Source organism: Sphingomonas sp. Root241 (assembly GCF_001428865.1).
In the GTDB taxonomy this organism is placed as follows: Bacteria; Pseudomonadota; Alphaproteobacteria; order Sphingomonadales; family Sphingomonadaceae; genus Sphingomonas.
This window is the reverse complement of the sequence record NZ_LMIV01000004.1, coordinates 207,455-225,611: the sequence shown is the minus strand read 5'-3', so window position 1 is coordinate 225,611 and position 18,157 is coordinate 207,455. Positions and strand designations below refer to the sequence as shown.

Here is an 18,157-nt window from a genome sequence, read left to right as displayed (position 1 = left end):
CTAAAATGCCAGAGGGTCTATAAGCCGGGTTCTGTCCTCGCGCCGAAACGCGATGTGCGGCCATTCCTCTAGGCGACGGATTGCTCCGCCGCTCAAGCAACCAACCCGGGCGACGGGCCGGAACCAGGCCCATGTGCCGCCCCTATTCGGTCTTGCTCCCGGTGGGGTTTGCCGTGCCGCTTCCGTTGCCGGTCGCGCGGTGCGCTCTTGCCGCACCCTTTCACCCTTGCCCTTAGTCCCGAAGGACCAGTGGGCGGTCTGCTCTCTGTGGCACTTTCCCTAAGCCAGCAAGCTGGCCCGCCGGGCGTTACCCGGCACCGTGGTTCCGTGGAGCCCGGACTTTCCTCGGCGATGCAAGCATCGACGCGGCCGCCCGACCCTCTGGCGGAACCGCTCTAGCGCCGTGCGAGCGGCGCGCAAGGCCTATGCCTCGTCGGCTTCCTCCGCCGAGACGTCGGATTCGCTGGCCGCGATCTCGGCCTTCTTCACCGCGGTGCCCCACGCCTGCACTGCGATCAGCGTCTGCGTCGAAAGCGGCCCGCGCCCGATCGCGATGCGGCGATAGTCGGAACCCACGCCGATCACCCCATCGGCGCCGTTCACGCGCGCGGTGCGATCGAGCAACGCCGTCGCCTCCGCGACCGTCGGCGTGTTGACCGCGGGGATTTCCTTGTCGTTCTCGTCGACCTTGATCACGCCGCTGAGCCGTACCTGTACCGGGCCCATCCGCGTCATTCCGCTACCGTTGAGCATTCGTTCTGCCTCCGACCTTGCCTGATAGGACGAGTTGGCTGCTATGGAATGTCCGAAGAAAGTGAACGCCGCGCGAACCTTCTTTTTCGTGCAGGTTTTATTCCTCTCCCTGCGGCTTGGGCAGCAGCAATGCGAGCAGGATGCAGCGGCACTCCATGTCGATCTCGCCGTCGATCAATTCGGGGCGGAAACGCCGCTGGAACGCCGTCACCGCGGCTTCGGTGTCGTTCACGTCATAGCCGAAGCGTTCGAGCGCGAGCATGAACCCGGCATCGGGCCAGCCGGGGTCGACCAGGTTCTTCGTCGGCCGCGGCAGCGCCAGCCGGAGCCGCGCCAGCGCGTGCCAGTTGAACAATTCGCCCGGATCCTGCTTGCGCGCCGGGGCGACGTCCGAATGGCCGACGACGTTGCCGCGGGTGATGGCGTGGCGTTCCTTGATGTCGGCGACGAGCGGGATCAGCGTGCTCATCTGGGCATCGGTGAAGGGCTGGTAGCCGAATTCGTGCCCGGGATTGACGATCTCGATCCCGATCGAGGCCGAGTTGACATCGCTCACCCCGCGCCAGTGCGAGCGGCCGGCGTGCCAAGCGCGGTGGCGCTCATCGACCAGCCGCAGGATCCGCCCGTCCTCGTCGACCAGATAATGCGCCGAGACCTTGGCTTCGGGATCGCGCAACCGGTCGATCGCCGCCTGCGCGGTCTCCATTCCGGTATAATGGAGCACGATCATCGACACGGGCAGCTCGCGCGCATCGAAATTGGGCGACGGTGCGTCGATGATATATAGGCCGCTGGTCATCGCCGCCGACCGTACGAGCGCGGATGCGCTCGCCGCAAGGGGTCAGCCGAAAGCGGCGCGTTTCACCGGCGCGGAGTCGATGGCGCGGTAGAAGCCGCGATACTGCTCGCACGGCCGGAACCGGTCGGTAAGCCCGATCACCGTTTCGCCGGCGCCGAGCACGAGCAGCCCGCCCGGCCGGATCGCCGAAGCGAGGATCGCGAACACCTCGCGGCGCACTTCCTGCGAGAAATAGAGCAAGACGTTGCGGCACAGCACGACATCGAACTTGCCCGGCGGCGGCGCGTCCGCGGTGAGATTGTGCTGGCGGAACTGGATGCGGCGGAGCAGCTCGGGCTTAGCGGCCCAATCGCCGCCGTTGCTGTCAAACCACGTCATCATCCGCCGCACCGGAAGCCCGCGCTGGATCTCGAACTGCGAATAATGGCCCGCGCGCGCGCGGGTTAGCGCCGCGGGCGAGATATCGGTGGCGACGATCTCGGGCGCGTTCGTGCCTTCGCCCATGCCGCGCTCGTCGAACAGCATCGCGAGGCTCAACGGCTCCTGCCCGGTCGAGCAGCCGGACGACCAGATGCGAGCCTTGCGCCCGATCTCGGCCTGCATCGCCTTTGTCGCATCGGCGATCATGTCGAGCACTGCCGCATCGCGGAAGAAGCTCGTCTCCTGGTTCAACAGCGCATCCACGACTTGATCCCCCAAATCCCCTGTCCGCGTCGCGACGAGCTGGGCGACCAGCTCGTCCAGCGACGCGAGTCCCCTCTCGCGCAGCAGAGGCTTGAGCGCGGTCTCGATCCGCCACGCGCGATTTGCCGCGATCTGCTGTCCCGTGCGCTGTTCGAGCAGCGCCGAAATCAGGTTCATCGCCCCCGATGAGGCGATCGATGTCGATGCCGGGAAGTGCATCATGCCCTCCCCTGCCACGCCACGAGCCGGCCGAGCTCGTCGGGCGGCAACACCGCGCTCGCAAGGCCGGCATTGGCCACTGCGCCCGGCATCCCCCAGATCACCGAACTTGCGCGATCCTGCACCAGTATCTTCGCCCCCACTTCGACCAGCCGCTTGGCGCCCTCCGCGCCGTCGCGCCCCATGCCGCTGAGCACCACTGCGAGCGCGCGCTTGCCAAACACCTCGGCGAGCGATTCGAACATCGGATCGACCGAAGGCATGCAGCCGCTCAGCGACTTCTCGTCGGTCAGCCGCACCGACCAGCCATCGGACATCTTCGCCACGCGCATATGCGCATCGCCGGGTGCGACGATGATCCGGCCCGGCCGTATCCGCATGCGATCGCTCGCCACTTCGCAAGGCCGGCTGCCGAGCACCGCGAGCTGCGCGGCGAAATAGCCCATGAACGAGATCGGAAGATGCTGCGTCACCAGGATCGGGGTCTGGAAGCTCGCGGGGATGGCGCGCAGGAATTGACTGAGCGCATGAATGCCGCCGGTCGAAGCGCCGATCGCGACGATATCGAAATCATGAGGCGTCGCCACCGGCCCGAAGCTGGTGGTCGAATTCGGCACCGGCGGTGAATCGGTATGCGCCTCTATCAGCCGCGACAGTCGCTCTTCGAGCACTTCGGCGAAGCGCCCCCCGAACGAGCCGATCCCGGGCTTCACCAGCGTGTCGGCCGCGCCCAGCGCGAGCGCCTGCACCGTCACTGCCGCGCCTTCGTCCGCGGAGGAGGAGACGATCAGGACGCGGGCGCCCTTGCCTGCCGCGATCACGTCGGGCAGCGCCGTCAGCCCGTCGATGCCGGGCATGTCGATGTCGAGCAGGATGATGTCGACGCGGCGAGTCTGGAGATAATCGAGTGCCGCGGCGACGTCGCTCAGCGCCGCCGCCACGCGGAAGTGCCGCGTGCCGTCCACCATCCGGCCGAGCACCGATCGCGCGACGACAGAATCGTCGACGATCAGCACCTGCGCCGGAGGAACGGGCCCACGCGTATCAGGCAGTATCGAGCTGAGTGCGACGGCCACTTCCGTTTCCGGGGTTCAGGCGACGCCGACGATCTGCAGCTTGCTCTCCAGCGTCTCGCGATCGAACGGCTTCATGACATATTCGTCCGCGCCGGCTTCGATCGCCGCGCGGATATAGGCCATGCCGTTCTCGGTGGTGCAGAACACCACCTTGGGACGCGTCGCCAGCCCCGAATCCTTCAGCGCGCGCAGGAAGTCCATCCCGCTCATCACCGGCATGTTCCAGTCGAGCAGAACCACGTCCGGCGGCGTCGCGATGCACGAATCCAGCGCCTCGCGGCCGTCACCGGCCTCGCGAACTTCAAAATCGAGCGTCTCGAGGATGTGCCGCGCGACCTTGCGGATCACCTTGGAGTCGTCGACGACAAGACAAGTCTTCATGTTTCCCCGTTCCCCGATAGCAGGCGTCTGTTCCATCATAGTGCGGCAACAGACGTAAGCGTCGCGTTAATCGAACAAAATCAGTTGAGCGCCCCGGAATAACCCGGGACCAAAGATGCGAGGTCGATCGCGAGGATGGGTTCGCCGTCGCGTTCGACGATGCCGCGACCGGCGCGTCGCCACGCGGCATCGAGCGCGACGCCCCCGGCGAGCGGCAGCAATTCGAACGGCGCGACGTCGTCGAGTGCGTCGACCAGCAGTGCGTAGTGATGGCCCTCGACAAGGGTAATCACCGCCCGCTTCGCCTGGCTGGCGCTGTCGAGCCCCAATGCGGTGTGCGTATCGACCACGGTCACGACCCGGCTGCGCAGCGCCGCCAGTCCGCGGATATGCCGCGATGCCAACGGCACCTGCGTGACTTCGCCGATATCGACCACCGATTCGACCTGGTCGGAATCGATCGCCACGGCACGACCGGCCACCTGCGCGATGAGATAGAGATGAGTCATCAGCGGCGCTTCCCAGCCACACGGGCCTCGAGCGCGGAGAGCAGCCCCGCGCGATCGTAACGATAGACGCTGTCGTCGCCCGCGCCCGCCGCCGCGCGGCGGCTGCGCAGCCGCACCACCGGCGCCTTGGCGGCGAGTTCCGCCGACGCTTCATCCGTGGAGAGCACCACTGCGGGGATCTCGCCCTGGCCAAGCTGCGCGACGACGCGATAGCCCGCGGTCTCGAGCAGCGGCCGCACGAACGATGCCATCCAGCCGTCCTTGTCGCCGGCGATCAGGCAGAGCGGGGCATGCGCCTCGCTGTCGCGATCGGCATGTTCGTCGAACACCCAGAGGATATCGAGCAACTCGACCTGCTCGCCGTCGATCAGCGCCACGCCCGCGATCGGCCCGGGCTCGCGCGCAGGGACCAGATCGTCGGGCAGGCGGATGATGTCGAGCGCCTCCTCGATCGCATAGCTGACTTCGTTGGCGCCGTCCTTGAGGCGCAGCACGTTGAGCTTGGCGCGGCCTTCGATCTCGCCCTGCGACGCGAGCGGCAGGATGCGTTCGTCGATGGTCACGCGGAAACGGCCCGCGGCGAAGCGCACGCTGTCGCCATCAACCTGCTCGACGCGGTCGACCGCTGCCAGCGGCACCGCGCGGCGTGCGCCGTCGAGGTCGATGAACAGCAAGGCCGGAATGCCCGCTTCCGCATCGGCCACTTTCTCGTCGTCCTGAACCTGTTCGTCGTCGCGGCTGAAATCGAGCCCCGCGACATTGGCGATACCCGTGCAGTCGAGCAGCAGCATCGGCAGCCCTGAATCGGGCAAGGTCTGCCCTGCATAGACTCCGGTCGACATCACCGCCGGCGATGCCGGCTTGATCACCAGCTCCTCATTGTCGAGCACCATGTCGGCGGCGAGCGCGTAGCTGCCTTCGCCGATGTTGACGATCGAGATCATCCGCGGCCCGCTATGCGTGACGCGCGTCAGCCCGAGCACTTCGCACAGGTTGAGCAACGGCATCCGCCGCCCGCGCACGCTGAGCACTTCCGCGCCGCCGATCGTGTCGATCCGGATGGCGTCGCCATGATCGGTGACGATCTCCTCGATCGCCTGTCTCGAGATCGCGAAACGCTGCCCGCCCGCACCGACCACGATCGCCGAGATGATCGACAGGGTCAGCGGCACGTGGATCGCGAGCCGCAGCCCCTTGCCCGGCGTGCTGTCGAGATCGACCCGACCGCCGATCTGCTCGATCGAGGCGCGGACGATGTCCATCCCCACGCCGCGGCCCGAGACTTCGCTGACCTCGTCCTTGCTCGAGAGTCCCGGCTCGAAGACGAGATCGAGCTTCGCCCGCTCCGGAAGCGCGCGCAGCCTAGCCTCGTCGCGGCCATTGGCAACGAGCTTGCGGATCAGCTTTTCGGTGTCGATTCCGCGGCCGTCGTCGGTAATCTCGATGATGATCTGGTTGCCCGACTGACGCGCAGAGACAACCAGCCGGCCGTTTTCGCGTTTGCCGAGAGCGCGGCGCTCCACCGGCGCCTCGATGCCGTGGTCGATCGAATTGCGGATGATGTGGACCAGGGGATCGCGCATCATCTCGATCATCTCGCGGTCGAGCTCGACGTCCGATCCCTCGACTTGGAGCAGCACCGATTTGCCAAGCCCCGCGGCGGTGTCGCGCACCATCCGCGGCAATGCCGAGAACAAGGCGTCGATCTTCTGCATGCGCGTGCGCGTCACGGTGTCGCGCATCTCGCCGACGGTGAGCGAGAGCCGCTCGAGCGCCGCCTCGATCGTCGGATCGATGTCGCCGCCGCGCAGCCGCCGCGCCAGCTCGTTGCGCGCCAGCACCATGTCCGACATGCCCGACATCATCCGGTCGAGCAGATCGACGTTGAGCCGGACGCTGCGCGCCGCAGCACGGTGCAGCCCGGGCATACTCGTCTGTGCGATCTCCTCGGCGCCTTCGGCCAGCGCGGCGATCAGAAGTTCGTCACCGGTATCATCCAGCGCTGCCCCCGAATCGATCGCCTCGACCAGTTCGCCGATCCGGTCCACGATCGCGAGCACGGCGTTGACCAGCAGCCGATCCGGCGTGCGCACGCCCTCGCGGACCTGCGCGAGAACGTCCTCGGCGGCGTGGCTCAGCCGACCCAGACGCGGGAGATCGAGGAAGCCGCAACTTCCCTTGACGGTGTGCACGAAGCGGAAGATCGCATCGAGCCGCGCGCGGTCCGCAGGCTGCGCTTCCCACGCGACGATCTCGCCCGAAAGCGCCTCGAGCGTCTCGCGCGTCTCGGCGATGAATTCCTGAATCAGGTCGTCCATGGGGCCCCGGAGCAAATTTGCGGGGCCGTTGTGGGCCAGTGGTGGTTAAAAGGGCGTTTAGGCGGCGAGGAGCGGAGGTCCCGGCGTGATCGTGTTCCAGCGATCCGCCCATCGACATGTTCGCGTCGGGTGCGCCCTTATTTTCCGTCCCTGCGGTTCCCCCGCCAGAACAGCAGGCCCGCGACGATCGCGGCCGATCCGATGCCGACGGCAGCACCGATGCCGAGCTGGCGTGCGCTGCGCGCGCGACGCGCCTTGGCCGCAGCGATCTCGCGCACCGCCGCCACGGTCTCGTTATCGTGACTGTGATCGTGCGGAGGCTCCTCGATCGGATAAGGAGACTGGTTCTCGGCGGGTACCGGCGGCTTGGTGGTCATGGTTTTCCTTCTGATACGCCATGCTACAACGAGACGGGTAATGCGGCGGTTGCGTGGTTGGTTGCAAGCCGCCAGAATCCGGCGATGAACCCGCTCTACGCGCAGATGGGCACGACGATCTTCGAGGCGATGTCGGCGCGCGCCCGCGAAACCGGCGCGATCAACCTCGGCCAGGGCTTTGCCGACGGGCGCGGGCCCGAGGCAGTGCTCGAAGCCGCGGCCCGCGCATTGCTCGAAAAATCCAACCAATATCCGCCGATGTCCGGCCTGCCCGAGCTGCGCCAGGCGGTCGCCGATCATTATGGCCGCCACCAGGGACTCGATCTCACGCCCGAGGAAGTGATCGTCACTTCGGGCGCGACGGAGGCGCTGGCGGCGTCGCTGTTCGCGCTGATCGAGCCGGGCGACGAAATCATCCTCTTCCAGCCGCTCTACGATGCCTATGTCCCGCTGGTCCGGCAGGCGGGKGGCGTGCCCCGCTTCGTCCGGCTCGAGCCGCCGCACTGGCGGATCGACGCGGCGGCGCTGGAGGCCGTCGTCACCCCGCGCACCCGGTTTCTCGTTCTCAACAACCCGCTCAATCCCGCCGCGACAATGTGCAGCGCCGCCGAACTCGCCATGATCGCCGATTTCTGCGTCGCGCACGATCTGATCGCGATCTGCGACGAGGTCTGGGAGCATGTCACTTTCGACGGCGCGCGGCACCTCCCGCTGCTCGGCTTCCCCGGCATGCGCGAGCGCACCGTCAAGATCGGCAGCGCCGGCAAGATCTTCGCGCTGACCGGCTTCAAGGTCGGCTGGACATGCGCCGCGCCGCCGCTCGCGCGCGTCATCGCCCGGGCACACCAGTTCCTCACCTTCACCACGCCGCCCAATCTGCAATGGGCCGTCGCGGAGGGACTGGCGACGCAGGACGCATGGGTGCAGCAAGCCCGCCATCGCTTCCAGCACGGCCGAGACCGCCTCGCCACCGGGCTGACGGACGCGGGCCTCACCGTTCTGCCGAGCGCCGCAACCTATTTCCTTTCGGTCGATCTCGCCGCTTCGGGCGTCGCACTCGACGACGTCGCCTTTTGCGACCGGCTGATCGACGCGGCCGGCGTGGTCGCGATCCCCATCTCCGCTCTCTACGCCGAAGCACCGGTGACCAGCATCGTGCGCTTCTGCTTCGTCAAGGACGATGCCACGCTCGATGCTGCAATCGCACGGATTATCGCCGCAAAAGCTCGCCTGGTCGGCGCATAGGCTCGTTTCGTCGCCGCAGCAGCAACTTCGCGCATAACGCAGCCGTTCGCAGGGCGGGGCAACCAAGGAGTTGCAGACATGCGATACATGGGAGTCATCATGCGCGGCGTCGGGATTTCGGCGCTGCTGATCGCGACGCCGTCGCTGGCCCAGAGCCGGATCGATCGCGCGCGTACTGCCGTCGCCGAAGCGACCGCCAAGGTCGAGGCTGCCGAGAAGGCCGGCGCCACCACCCACGCCGCCGAGACCATGGCGCGCGCTCAGGAATCGCTGCGCGTCGCGCGCGACCAGCTCGCCCGCGACCACCGCGATTCGACGATCAACGAGGCGCGCCGCGCTTCGGGGCTAGCCGACCAGGCGCTCGAGGAGGCCGAGCGCAACAAGACGGAGCAGGCATCGGCCGAGCGTGACGCACGGCTGAACGCCGAGGCGCAGGTCGCCGCCGAAGCCAGCCAGCGCGCCGCCGCGCAGGATGCGGCCGCAATCGCGCAGAGCGACGCCGCCGCCGCGCAGGCACGCGCGCAACAGGCGCAACAGGCCGCCGCGAGCGCGGCTGCCGATGCCGCAGCGGTCCGCGCCGCCGCCGCGCAACCGACCACCACCGTGACGACCGTCGAGCGCTCGACCAGCCCGGTGCGGAGCTATTCGAGCGCACGCAAGAAGACTACGGTGCGCAAGACCACCCGCAGGGCCGCGCCCGCCGCGACCACGACGACCACAACCACGGTCGAAACCAAGAACAACTGATCGTCACGCCCGCCCGGTGATCCGATCGATCGCCGGGCGAGTGCCGCGTCGGGCTAGCGCGAGCCGCGCTGGCCCGGTCGCGTTTCGACTGCCGGCCCCGTCACCCAAGACGCCGGCCGCCGCCGCGCCGCATCCGCCGGCGGATCCCCGCCCAGCGTCAGCACGTCATAAGCCGCACCGCCCAGGTTGCTGGTATCCGCCATCAGCAGCGGCGCCGTATAGCTCGTCACGGGCGTGGTCAGCCCGCGCGTATCGGCAGTCAGCACCGGCTCCAGCGGCAGATACAGCGGCGCGTCCATCACATCGTCGACCACCAGAACCGTCCCGCCCTTCGCAGTCAGATCGTACAGCTCCCGCGCGAACCCCTTGGGCAGCCGGATGCAGCCATGCGATGCGGGATAGCCCGGCAGTTGCCCGGCATGGAGCGCGATCCCGCCCCAGGTGAGCCGCTGCATATAGGGCATCGGCGCATTGCTGTAGAGATTGGAGCGGTGGAACGCCTTCTTCTCGAGGATGGTGAACTCGCCCAGCGGCGTCTCGTATCCCGGCGCGCCGGTGGAGACCGTGCTGACTCCGACCAACCGATCGCCGCGATAGACCAGCGCCAGCTGCTGCTGGATCGCGATGACGATGCGGACGGGGCTTGCCGCCGTGCTCGCCTTGATCAGTTCGGGCGTCTCGAACCACACCGATTGTCCGGCCCTGAGCTTCGGGATCGCCGGTTGGGCCATTTCCTCGCGCGCCTGCGCGACGACGGGCGCGGCCGGTACAAGTGCCAATGCCGCCAGGAACAATGCGCCGCGTGCGCCAGACTTCATCGTCATAGCCTTTCTGAAGCCGCGGAAGCTTCGCGCTCCGCCCCTCTTAAACTCTAATTAACCTGAATTGTGCCGAGAGGCGAATCACCGGCCTGGCCACGCCCCTGGCGCGATTTTGTTGCCACATCCGGCACTTAACTCGGCGAAACGGGCAGCAGATGCGGTGAGTCGCATGCGACAGGCCCGATGTTAATCCCATATGAAAGGGGCTCTGATATACACTCGGGGCATAAGAAGCGGGTTAGTGGGTAAAGAGTGATCGAAAATCCGAACTCGGCGCAGACGCGCCGTGCGCTGATCAGATCGGCGCTTGTCATGGCCAGCGGCGCGGTGGTTTCGGCCTGCGCGACGCGGACGCTCAACATCGCCACCGCGCCGGCGCCTCCGATTCCGGTGCCTGCCCAGGTGCCGATTCCTTCCGCACCGGCAGTCGCGAAGGCAGCGCCCAAGGCGCCCGGCAACATCCGCCCGGAGCTGTTCAAGCGCGCGATCGCGGCGCTCGACAGGCACTCGATGCGGATTCCCTCGCATGATCGCATCGCCATCGCCGATTTCGCGACGCCGTCCTATCGGCCGCGCTTCCACATCGTGAACGTCGGCAGCGGCGAAGTGCAGAGCTATCTCGTCGCGCACGGCATCGGCTCGGACCCCGAACATACCGGGCTGCTCCACAGCTTCTCGAACGCGATCGATTCGGAGGCGACCAGCGAAGGCGCCTTCCTCACCGCCGATTATTATGTGGGCAAGCATGGCGATTCGCAGCGCCTGCTCGGTCTCGATCCCACCAACAACAACGCCTTCGATCGCGCGATCGTGGTCCATTCGGCCTGGTATTCGAATGCCGACATGATCGCCAAGCACGGCAAGCTCGGCCGCAGCCAGGGCTGTTTCGCGGTGGGCGAGAACGAGCTCGCCAAGGTGTTCGAGCGCCTCGGCCCCGGCCGGATGATCTATTCCGCCAAGGTCTGAGCCGGAGACATCCGGCCCAAGTCAGGGACTCACCCCAATCGTCATACCTGCGAAGGCGGGGATGACGGCGTGGCGATATGTCCTCCCTACCCTACAGCATGTTCGCGCGCGATCCGTCGGGATCCGTGCGCAACAATGCGATGATCTCGGCCCCCGCCGGCAATACCGGCCCATAGCCGTGCGCCGCCCGCACGTGGCGCGCGCCGATGCCCCTTGTAACCGGCGCGGCGCAGTGTTACTTCAATAATTGAAGTTGCTATTGGCCCGGTCATGAAATCCAAATCATTCGAGGGGATGCGCTGCTCTATCGCCGGCGCGCTCGAGCTGATCGGAGATCGCTGGGCGCTGCTGCTGATCCGCGATCTATCGCTCGGCCTCAGTCGCTATGACGATCTGCGCACGAGCATCGGCATTCCCAACGCGACGCTGACGGCGCGTCTCAAGCATCTAACGCAACACGGCATCGTCGAGCGGGTTCGGTATCAGGATCGCCCTCCGCGCGACGAATACCGGCTCACTGCGAAGGGACGCGACCTCTGGAAAGTCGGCGTGGCGCTACGCGAGTGGGGCGATCGCTGGGACGCGACCGGCTTCGGCATGCCCACGGTCGAGACGGTCGACAGCGAGACCGGGCGCCTGCTGCGCCTGGCGCTCGTCGATCCCCAAACCGGCGTCGCGGTTCCGAAAGACCGTATCCGATTCCGCCCCGGCCCCGGCGCGGACGAAGCCACGCTCGCCTTGCTCGATCGCGCCAATGCGGGATCCGGCCGATGAAACGGCAGGCCCCCTCCCCCCGAACCGATCTGGAGAAGACCATGAAGGCATTCGTCATCGACAGGTACAAGGGGCCGCTTTCGCTCCGCGAGGTGCCCGATCCGGTTCCGCAGCCGGGCGACGTGCTCGTCGCAATCCATGCCGCCGGCGTGAACCCGCTCGACACGAAAATCCGGGACGGAGAGTTCAAGCTCATCCTGCCCTATCGCCTGCCGCTGGTGCTGGGCAACGACCTTGCCGGCACGGTGATCGGCGTGGGGAACGGCGTCCGGCGGTTCAAGATCGGCGACGAAGTCTATGCCCGGCCCGCAAAGGATCGGATCGGCACGTTCGCCGAGCGCATCGCCGTGAACGAGAAGGATCTCGCGCTCAAGCCGGCGGGGCTGAGCATGGAGGAGGCCGCGGCGATTCCGCTGGTCGCGCTCACCGCCTGGCAGGCATTGGTCGAGCGCGCCCAGGTCAAACCGGGGCAGAAAATTCTCATCCATGCCGGTTCGGGCGGGGTCGGCTCGATCGCGATCCAGCTGGCCAAGCATCTCGGTGCCACCGTCGCGACCACGACCAGCACCGCCAATATCGATCTGGTGAAGGGCCTCGGTGCCGACATCGTCATCGATTATCGGAACGAGGAATTCGACCAGCGCCTGAGTGGCTATGACGTCGTCCTGAACTCGCTCGGCTCCGATGTGCTGGAGAAATCGCTTTCGGTGCTGAAACCGGGCGGAAGGCTGATCTCGATCTCGGGCCCGCCCGATCCGGCCTTCGCGCGGGAAATCGGTGCGAACTGGTTCTTCCGGCAGATCATGCGGCTGCTGAGCCTCAAGGTCCGGAGAAAGGCCCGGCGTCTGGGCGTCGATTATTCGTTCCTCTTCATGCGGGCCGACGGCGAGCAGTTGGCGGAGATTTCCCGCCTGATCGATGCCGGCGCGATCCGGCCGGTAATCGATCGGACCTTCTCGTTCGATCAGACACCCGAAGCGATGGCTTATGTCGATTCGGGCCGGGCGAAAGGCAAGGTCGTCATCAACATCGCTTGAACATGCGAGCGGCGATAGCTCGACGCCAAGCCGCCGAAAGGCAACCATCCGCTTCGTGCCGGGTTGGCATTAGCCCTCGCCACGGACTAGGACCCTTACATGACCGAAACGCTTTCGCCGGTCCTCCCCGATGAGGTGGACGCTGCCGTGCGCAAGCTGCTCGAGCGAGCGTGCGACAAGGATCTGTCGATCGCCACTGCGGAAAGCTGCACCGGGGGGCTACTGGCCTCGCTGTTCACCGATGTCGAAGGCGCCAGCCATGCCTTCGAGCGCGGCTTCGTCGTCTACACCAACGAGGCCAAGGCCGAGATGCTGGGCGTCCCTCCCGAATTGATCGAGGCCAACGGTGCGGTCAGCGAAGCGGTCGCCCGGCGCATGGCCGAGGGTGCGCTCCGCTACAGCAAGGCGCAGGTCGCCCTCGCGGTCACCGGCTTCGCCGGCGCCGGCGCGCCCGGCGACGAACCGGGCCTCGTTCACTTCGCTTGCGCGCGCGATGGCCGCCCCACGGCCCATCGCGAGGAGCATTTCGGCGATATCGGCCGCGGGCCGGTGCGGATCGAATGCCTGCGCGTCGGGCTGGAAATGCTATCGGAGGCGCTGTGATGGCGAAGTCCCACCCCTTTTTCTCGCTGCACCGTCAGGGGATGATTCGCGCGGGCGTGTGCACGCCCTCGGTCACCGTCGGCGATCCCGCCGCCAACGCCGCGTCGACGATCACGCTGGCGCAGCAGGGCGATGCCGAGGGTGCCGACCTGCTCGTCTTCCCCGAGCTCAACGTCACCACCTACGCGATCGACGACCTGCACCTGCAGGACGCGATCCTCGACGCGACCGAGGCGGGGATCGCCGCGATCGTCGAGGCGAGCACGAAGCTCAAGCCGGTGCTGCTGGTCGGCGCGGCGCTCCGCCGCAACGGCCGGCTCTACAATTGCGCGCTGGCGATCGCCCGCGGCCGCATCCTCGGCGTGGTGCCGAAGCAATTCCTGCCCAATTACCGCGAATATTATGAGAAACGCTGGTTCGCTTCGGGGCTGGGCCTGACTGGCCTAGACATCACTGTCGCGGGGCAGACTGTGCCGTTCGGCGCCGATCTGATCTTCGCCGCGTCGGACCTGACCGATTTCGTCTTCCACATCGAGATTTGCGAAGATTATTGGGCGCCCAACCCGCCTTCTACCGACGGCGCGCTCGCCGGCGCGCTCGTGCTGTGCAACCTCTCCGCCTCGAACATCGTCATCGGCAAGGGGCGCGAGCGCGAACTGCTCTGTGCTTCGCAATCTGCGCGGACCCTTTCGGCTTATCTCTATTCGGCCTCGGGCCCCGGCGAGAGCACCACCGATCTCGCCTGGGACGGCCAGGGGCTGATCTACGAATATGGCGAACTGCTCGCCCGCTCCGAACGGTTCGAGCTGACCACCGAGATCGTCTGCGCCGATCTGGATCTCGATCGACTGCGGCTCGAACGGCTGCGCAACGGCACGTTCAACGACGGCGCGCGCTACGCCGATCACCCCGAAACGCGCTTCCGTCGCGTCACCTTCGAACACCAGCCCGACATGGCCGATCGAGGGCTGGTCCGCCCGCTCCGCCGCTTCCCGTTCGTGCCCAACACCCCGTCGCGGCTCGAAGAGGATTGCTACGAGGCTTTCAACATCCAGGTCGAAGGCCTTCGCAAACGGCTCGAATCGACCGGCAGCAAACATCTCGTCATCGGCGTCTCGGGCGGGCTCGATTCGACGCATGCGCTGATCGTGGCGTGCAAGGCGATGGACCGGCTCGGCAGGCCGCGTTCGGATATCCTCGGCTTCACCATGCCGGGCTTCGCAACCGGCGAAGCGACGAAGGCAAACGCCTGGGAGCTGATGCGCGCACTTAGCGTCACCGGCGAGGAGATCGACATCCGCCCCAGCGCGCGCCAGATGCTCGCCGATCTCGGCCATCCCTTCGCTTCGGGGGAGCCGGTCTATGACGTGACCTTCGAGAACGTCCAGGCGGGCCTGCGCACCGACTATCTCTTCCGCCTCGCCAATCAGCGCCAGGGCTTCGTCGTCGGCACCGGCGACCTGTCCGAACTCGCGCTCGGCTGGTGCACCTATGGCGTCGGCGATCAGATGAGCCATTACGGCGTCAATGCGGGCGTGCCGAAGACGCTGATCCAATACCTTATCCGCTGGACGTTGCAGACCAGCCAGTTCGAGGGTCAGGCGGCCGCGACGCTGGACCAGATACTGAACACCGAGATCTCCCCCGAGCTCGTCCCCGCCGATGCCGAGGGCAAGATGCAGAGCACGCAGGACCGCATCGGCCCCTACGAGCTCCACGACTTCTTCCTGCATTATGTGGTCCGCCACGGCCTCAGGCCCTCGAAGATCGCCTTCCTGGCCTGGCACGCCTGGCGCAACCGCGAGGCCGGGCTCTGGCCGATCGACTTCCCGGAAGCGGGGCGCAACGAATACGACCTCGAGACCATCGCCAAATGGCTCGAGGCGTTCCTGTTCCGCTTCTTCCAGACCAGCCAGTTCAAGCGCTCGGCGATGCCCAACGGCCCCAAGGTCTCGGCCGGCGGTGCGCTCAGCCCGCGCGGCGACTGGCGCGCGCCGTCGGACAGCGTGGCGACGACATGGATCGAGGAGCTTCGCCGCGCTTTGCCCTAGGGGCGCAGCAGCCCGGCGACTTTCCGCAGCAATTCCTGCGCCTCGAACGGCTTCCACAACACCGCGACCTGCGGCCCGGTGACTGCATCCAGCTTCGCCGACTCCGCGAAGCCGGTGACCAATACCACAGGCAGCCCGGGATGCTCCTCGCGCACCTTCCGGACGACATCGGCGCCGGTCATGCCCGGCATTGCGAAGTCGACCACCAGCAGGTCGGGCCGCAACCGCCGGACGAGCTCGATCCCCGCCCCGCCCTCGGCCGCTTCCTCCACCTTCGCACCCGCCGAAGCCAGCGTGTCGTACAGCGAGCCGCGAACCTGCGCATCGTCATCGACCAGCGCGATGGTGAAGCCCGACAGATCGGCGCGCACATCGGATCGGGCATCGTCGCCGACGACGCGCCGCGGCTGGCTGGTCGCGACCCGCAGGAGCAGGATGATCGACGTGCCCTCCCCTTCCCGGCTCTCGATGGCCAGCGCTCCCCCGGACCGACGGACCACCGCGGACGCCATGGCCAGCCCCATGCCGGTGCCCTTGCCGGGCCCCTTGGTGGTGAAGAACGGCTCGCAGGCGCGGGCGCGCACTTCCTCTGACATGCCGATGCCGGTATCCGACAGGGTCAGCGCGACATAGTCGCCGTCGGGAAGATCGCGGACGGCGGCATGGCTGGCGCGATCGACGGCGATCGTCAGCGTGCCTCCCTCGGGCATCGCGTCGCGGGCATTGAATGCCAGGTTGAGCAGCACGAGTTCGAGCTGAAGCGGATCGACTTCGACATTGAGGGCCGGATCGATCCGCTCGACGCGCAGCTGTCCGAGCGGGGCGACGGCACGCTCGATCAGGTCCTTCACGCCGCCGACCAGTTCGCCGAGCCGCACCGAATTGAGGTCGAAGCGCTGCTTGCTCGAAAATGCGAGCAACTGGCCGGTCAGCGAGCGCCCGCGCTCGACGGCGTTCAGCGCGCTCGCGCTCCAGCCGACTACCCGATCGATATCGTCGGGCTTGCGGGCGATCAGTTCGAGATTGCCCGCCACCGCCTGGAGCAGATTGTTGAAATCGTGGGCGATGCCGCCGGTAAGCTGGCCAACCGCCTCGAGCTTCTGCGACTGGAGCAATGCGGCTTCGAGCTCCTGCCGCTGCGCCACATGCTCACGCAGTTCCTCGAACGCGGCGTCGCGCTCCTTGATCAAGGCTTCCAGCTCGGCGTTCTGGTCTCTGAGCTGTGCGCGAGAGGGCATCGAAACCAGCCTGGACAGCAAGGCCCAGAGCGCTGCCGCCGTCGCGATGGAAGCGGCCGCGGTCAGCCCTTTGAATATCGACGCCGCGCCACCGAGCGGACGCCACAGGGCCGTCACGCTCATCAGGTGCACGATGCCGTCCGCCATCAGGAATGCGGCGAAGCACCAGAACATCCAGCCAAAGGCGAAGTCGCGCCGCCGGCGGATCAGCAGAGCCAGCCCAATCGCTATCGAGAAATAGGCGAGCGCCAGAATCGAATCGGCAATTGCGTTCGCCCAGAACAGATCGCCGCGCAACGCAGTGGAGGCTCCACGCGGCGCGGTGCTGCCAGTCGACAACGCAGCCAAGAGGCTAAGCATGCACGATCCCTACCCTGCGGATGCCACTGTGGAAACAACTTGGTATAGTGAGGGCGGGCCAGCCCAGAACCTAAGGGAAATGCCCGAGCCCGATCGTATCAGAAGAGTAACGATCGGCGCTCCGCCGCACTTTGGCGGGCAAGCTCGATGATCCTGAGGCCGGCAAGCGCATCGGAAGGCGATACCGGCGGCGGCAAATGTGCGGCGATTGCCCGTGCGACTCCGGAATAGAAAAGCCGATAATCGCCGCGCTCGGACACGATCGACTGCTTCGTCCCGTCGCCGTGCACCAGCACGCCGTGATTGGCGGGATCCTCCACGCCGTGGCCCGGATCGTCGGCGCGCCCGCCGCCGCGCAATTGCGCCTCCTGGGGATCGAGCCCGTGCTTGACGAAGCTCGCTTTGGTGCCGTGCACGGCGAAGCGGGGTCGCGGGGCCGGGATGATCACGGCCGAGGAAAGCACGGCGCGCATCCGGCCATAATGCAGGGTCAATTCGAAATAATCGTCCACCAGCGACCCTTCCCGCTGGGCAGTGATGTCGGCGGTCAGGCTTTCCGGCGGGCCGAACAATGCGAGCGCCTGGTCGATCAGATGCGGCCCCAGATCGATCAGCACGCCCCCGCCGGGGCCTGCTGTCTCGTGCCAGCTGTCGCGCAAGGCAGGGCGGAAGCGGTCCCACCGGCCCTCGTAAAGCGCCACCTCGCCCAAGGCGCCTTCGTCCAGCAGCTTCCTCAGCGTCAGAAAGTCGCTGTCCCAGCGGCGATTGTGGAACACGCTGAGCACTTTTCCCCGCGCCTCCGCCAGCGCGACCAGCACTTCCGCATCGGCGACCCCGTTCGCGAAGGGCTTGTCGATCACGACATGCTTGCCCGCCTCGAGTGCCGCCCTGGCCAGCGGGAAATGCGTGTCGTTGGGCGTGCAGACCACCACGAGCTCGATCGCCGGATCGGCGAGCAGCGCGGCAGCCTCAGGCACCACGCTCACCCCGGGATAGCGCGCGTGCACTGCATCGGCGCGCGACGTGACGATCGCCGCGAGATCCAGCTCGGGGACGGCGTGGATCAACGGCGCATGGAACGCCGTGCCGCCAAGGCCGAAGCCGATCAGTCCCGTGCGGATCATGCGAAGCTCCTCTTGCCGGTCGCGGGGCCGCTCTATGCGGTGTGGACGGACTTTCCAATCGGGGCCGTGCGGCGG

The 18,157-nt window shown here is 66.9% G+C and carries 18 protein-coding genes and 1 other RNA gene; 7 read left to right on the top strand and 12 right to left on the bottom strand.

The window, feature by feature from the left end; translation table 11 throughout:
• Positions 1–4 precede the first annotated feature (4 nt).
• From rnpB to ASE13_RS18180, 9 genes are all read right to left on the bottom strand, one after another.
• Positions 5–385, bottom strand: an RNA gene (rnpB, locus tag ASE13_RS19055) — RNase P RNA component class A.
• Positions 386–423: 38 nt separating this feature from the next.
• Positions 424–753 carry a hypothetical protein gene (locus ASE13_RS18215; RefSeq protein WP_156404977.1) on the bottom strand — a complete coding sequence of 110 codons (330 nt, stop codon included), beginning with the start codon at positions 751–753 and terminating at the stop codon, positions 424–426.
• A gap of 97 nt (positions 754–850) precedes the next feature.
• Complete coding sequence (locus ASE13_RS18210; RefSeq protein ID WP_056619584.1) at positions 851–1,552, bottom strand: N-acetylmuramoyl-L-alanine amidase; 702 nt, start codon at positions 1,550–1,552, stop codon at positions 851–853.
• Positions 1,553–1,594: 42 nt separating this feature from the next.
• Positions 1,595–2,413, bottom strand: coding sequence for a CheR family methyltransferase (locus tag ASE13_RS18205; protein WP_056619583.1), 819 nt, complete (start codon positions 2,411–2,413; stop codon positions 1,595–1,597).
• A 41-nt stretch (positions 2,414–2,454) separates the two neighbouring features.
• Positions 2,455–3,471 (bottom strand): chemotaxis-specific protein-glutamate methyltransferase CheB, encoded by a 1,017-nt coding sequence (cheB, locus tag ASE13_RS18200; protein ID WP_082597084.1) that lies wholly within the window; start codon positions 3,469–3,471, stop codon positions 2,455–2,457.
• A 75-nt stretch (positions 3,472–3,546) separates the two neighbouring features.
• Positions 3,547–3,912, bottom strand: coding sequence for a response regulator (locus ASE13_RS18195; RefSeq protein WP_056619580.1), 366 nt, complete (start codon positions 3,910–3,912; stop codon positions 3,547–3,549).
• An 80-nt stretch (positions 3,913–3,992) separates the two neighbouring features.
• Complete coding sequence (locus tag ASE13_RS18190; protein ID WP_056619579.1) at positions 3,993–4,421, bottom strand: chemotaxis protein CheW; 429 nt, start codon at positions 4,419–4,421, stop codon at positions 3,993–3,995.
• Positions 4,421–6,739 carry a chemotaxis protein CheA gene (locus ASE13_RS18185; RefSeq protein WP_056619577.1) on the bottom strand — a complete coding sequence of 773 codons (2,319 nt, stop codon included), beginning with the start codon at positions 6,737–6,739 and terminating at the stop codon, positions 4,421–4,423. Before ASE13_RS18185 ends, ASE13_RS18190 begins: the two co-directional genes overlap by 1 nt.
• A gap of 137 nt (positions 6,740–6,876) precedes the next feature.
• Complete coding sequence (locus tag ASE13_RS18180; protein ID WP_056619574.1) at positions 6,877–7,116, bottom strand: hypothetical protein; 240 nt, start codon at positions 7,114–7,116, stop codon at positions 6,877–6,879.
• A gap of 84 nt (positions 7,117–7,200) precedes the next feature.
• Between ASE13_RS18180 and ASE13_RS18175 the strand changes: the two genes are divergently transcribed.
• On the top strand, positions 7,201–8,361 hold the full coding sequence (locus ASE13_RS18175) for an aminotransferase (protein ID WP_056619571.1): 1,161 nt from the start codon (positions 7,201–7,203) through the stop codon (positions 8,359–8,361).
• 78 nt (positions 8,362–8,439) lie between these two features.
• Positions 8,440–9,108, top strand: a complete 669-nt coding sequence (locus ASE13_RS18170) for a hypothetical protein (protein ID WP_156404976.1) — start codon at positions 8,440–8,442, stop codon at positions 9,106–9,108.
• A gap of 53 nt (positions 9,109–9,161) precedes the next feature.
• Here the strand turns inward: ASE13_RS18170 and ASE13_RS18165 are convergent, their stop codons facing one another.
• Positions 9,162–9,926: a L,D-transpeptidase family protein gene (locus ASE13_RS18165; RefSeq protein ID WP_156404975.1), complete on the bottom strand. Its 765-nt coding sequence runs from the start codon at positions 9,924–9,926 to the stop codon at positions 9,162–9,164.
• A 258-nt stretch (positions 9,927–10,184) separates the two neighbouring features.
• Between ASE13_RS18165 and ASE13_RS18160 the strand changes: the two genes are divergently transcribed.
• The 5 genes from ASE13_RS18160 (at position 10,185) to ASE13_RS18140 (ending at position 15,360) form a co-directional block, all read left to right on the top strand.
• Positions 10,185–10,895, top strand: a complete 711-nt coding sequence (locus ASE13_RS18160; RefSeq protein WP_056620144.1) for a murein L,D-transpeptidase catalytic domain family protein — start codon at positions 10,185–10,187, stop codon at positions 10,893–10,895.
• Between the two features lie 270 nt (positions 10,896–11,165).
• Positions 11,166–11,669, top strand: coding sequence for a winged helix-turn-helix transcriptional regulator (locus tag ASE13_RS18155; RefSeq protein WP_056619562.1), 504 nt, complete (start codon positions 11,166–11,168; stop codon positions 11,667–11,669).
• A gap of 41 nt (positions 11,670–11,710) precedes the next feature.
• A complete protein-coding gene (locus ASE13_RS18150) occupies positions 11,711–12,706 on the top strand; it encodes an NADP-dependent oxidoreductase (protein ID WP_056619559.1) in 996 nt (331 codons plus the stop codon).
• 99 nt (positions 12,707–12,805) lie between these two features.
• The gene (locus ASE13_RS18145; protein ID WP_056619556.1) at positions 12,806–13,309 is read left to right on the top strand and encodes a CinA family protein; all 504 of its coding nucleotides are present in this window, start codon (positions 12,806–12,808) and stop codon (positions 13,307–13,309) included.
• The gene (locus tag ASE13_RS18140; RefSeq protein ID WP_056619553.1) at positions 13,309–15,360 is read left to right on the top strand and encodes an NAD(+) synthase; all 2,052 of its coding nucleotides are present in this window, start codon (positions 13,309–13,311) and stop codon (positions 15,358–15,360) included. Before ASE13_RS18145 ends, ASE13_RS18140 begins: the two co-directional genes overlap by 1 nt.
• On the opposite strand, the gene ASE13_RS18135 is transcribed toward ASE13_RS18140, so the two are convergent.
• Together ASE13_RS18135 and ASE13_RS18130 are read right to left on the bottom strand one after the other, a co-directional pair.
• Entirely contained in the window at positions 15,357–16,958 is a 1,602-nt protein-coding gene (locus ASE13_RS18135; protein WP_056619550.1) for a response regulator, read from the bottom strand. The two genes, ASE13_RS18140 and ASE13_RS18135, sit on opposite strands and share 4 nt — an antisense overlap.
• A gap of 98 nt (positions 16,959–17,056) precedes the next feature.
• Complete coding sequence (locus ASE13_RS18130; protein WP_056619548.1) at positions 17,057–18,082, bottom strand: oxidoreductase; 1,026 nt, start codon at positions 18,080–18,082, stop codon at positions 17,057–17,059.
• Positions 18,083–18,157 lie beyond the last annotated feature (75 nt).

Coding starts and splice junctions, on each gene's coding strand:
- ASE13_RS18215 (WP_156404977.1), bottom strand. CDS start 753: ATGCTCAACGGTAGCGGAATGACGCGGATGGGCCCGGTACAGGTACGG.
- ASE13_RS18210 (WP_056619584.1), bottom strand. CDS start 1,552: ATGACCAGCGGCCTATATATCATCGACGCACCGTCGCCCAATTTCGAT.
- ASE13_RS18205 (WP_056619583.1), bottom strand. CDS start 2,413: ATGAACCTGATTTCGGCGCTGCTCGAACAGCGCACGGGACAGCAGATC.
- ASE13_RS18195 (WP_056619580.1), bottom strand. CDS start 3,912: ATGAAGACTTGTCTTGTCGTCGACGACTCCAAGGTGATCCGCAAGGTC.
- ASE13_RS18190 (WP_056619579.1), bottom strand. CDS start 4,421: ATGACTCATCTCTATCTCATCGCGCAGGTGGCCGGTCGTGCCGTGGCG.
- ASE13_RS18185 (WP_056619577.1), bottom strand. CDS start 6,739: ATGGACGACCTGATTCAGGAATTCATCGCCGAGACGCGCGAGACGCTC.
- ASE13_RS18180 (WP_056619574.1), bottom strand. CDS start 7,116: ATGACCACCAAGCCGCCGGTACCCGCCGAGAACCAGTCTCCTTATCCG.
- ASE13_RS18170 (WP_156404976.1), top strand. CDS start 8,440: ATGCGATACATGGGAGTCATCATGCGCGGCGTCGGGATTTCGGCGCTG.
- ASE13_RS18165 (WP_156404975.1), bottom strand. CDS start 9,926: ATGAAGTCTGGCGCACGCGGCGCATTGTTCCTGGCGGCATTGGCACTT.
- ASE13_RS18155 (WP_056619562.1), top strand. CDS start 11,166: ATGAAATCCAAATCATTCGAGGGGATGCGCTGCTCTATCGCCGGCGCG.
- ASE13_RS18150 (WP_056619559.1), top strand. CDS start 11,711: ATGAAGGCATTCGTCATCGACAGGTACAAGGGGCCGCTTTCGCTCCGC.
- ASE13_RS18145 (WP_056619556.1), top strand. CDS start 12,806: ATGACCGAAACGCTTTCGCCGGTCCTCCCCGATGAGGTGGACGCTGCC.
- ASE13_RS18140 (WP_056619553.1), top strand. CDS start 13,309: ATGGCGAAGTCCCACCCCTTTTTCTCGCTGCACCGTCAGGGGATGATT.
- ASE13_RS18135 (WP_056619550.1), bottom strand. CDS start 16,958: ATGCTTAGCCTCTTGGCTGCGTTGTCGACTGGCAGCACCGCGCCGCGT.
- ASE13_RS18130 (WP_056619548.1), bottom strand. CDS start 18,082: ATGATCCGCACGGGACTGATCGGCTTCGGCCTTGGCGGCACGGCGTTC.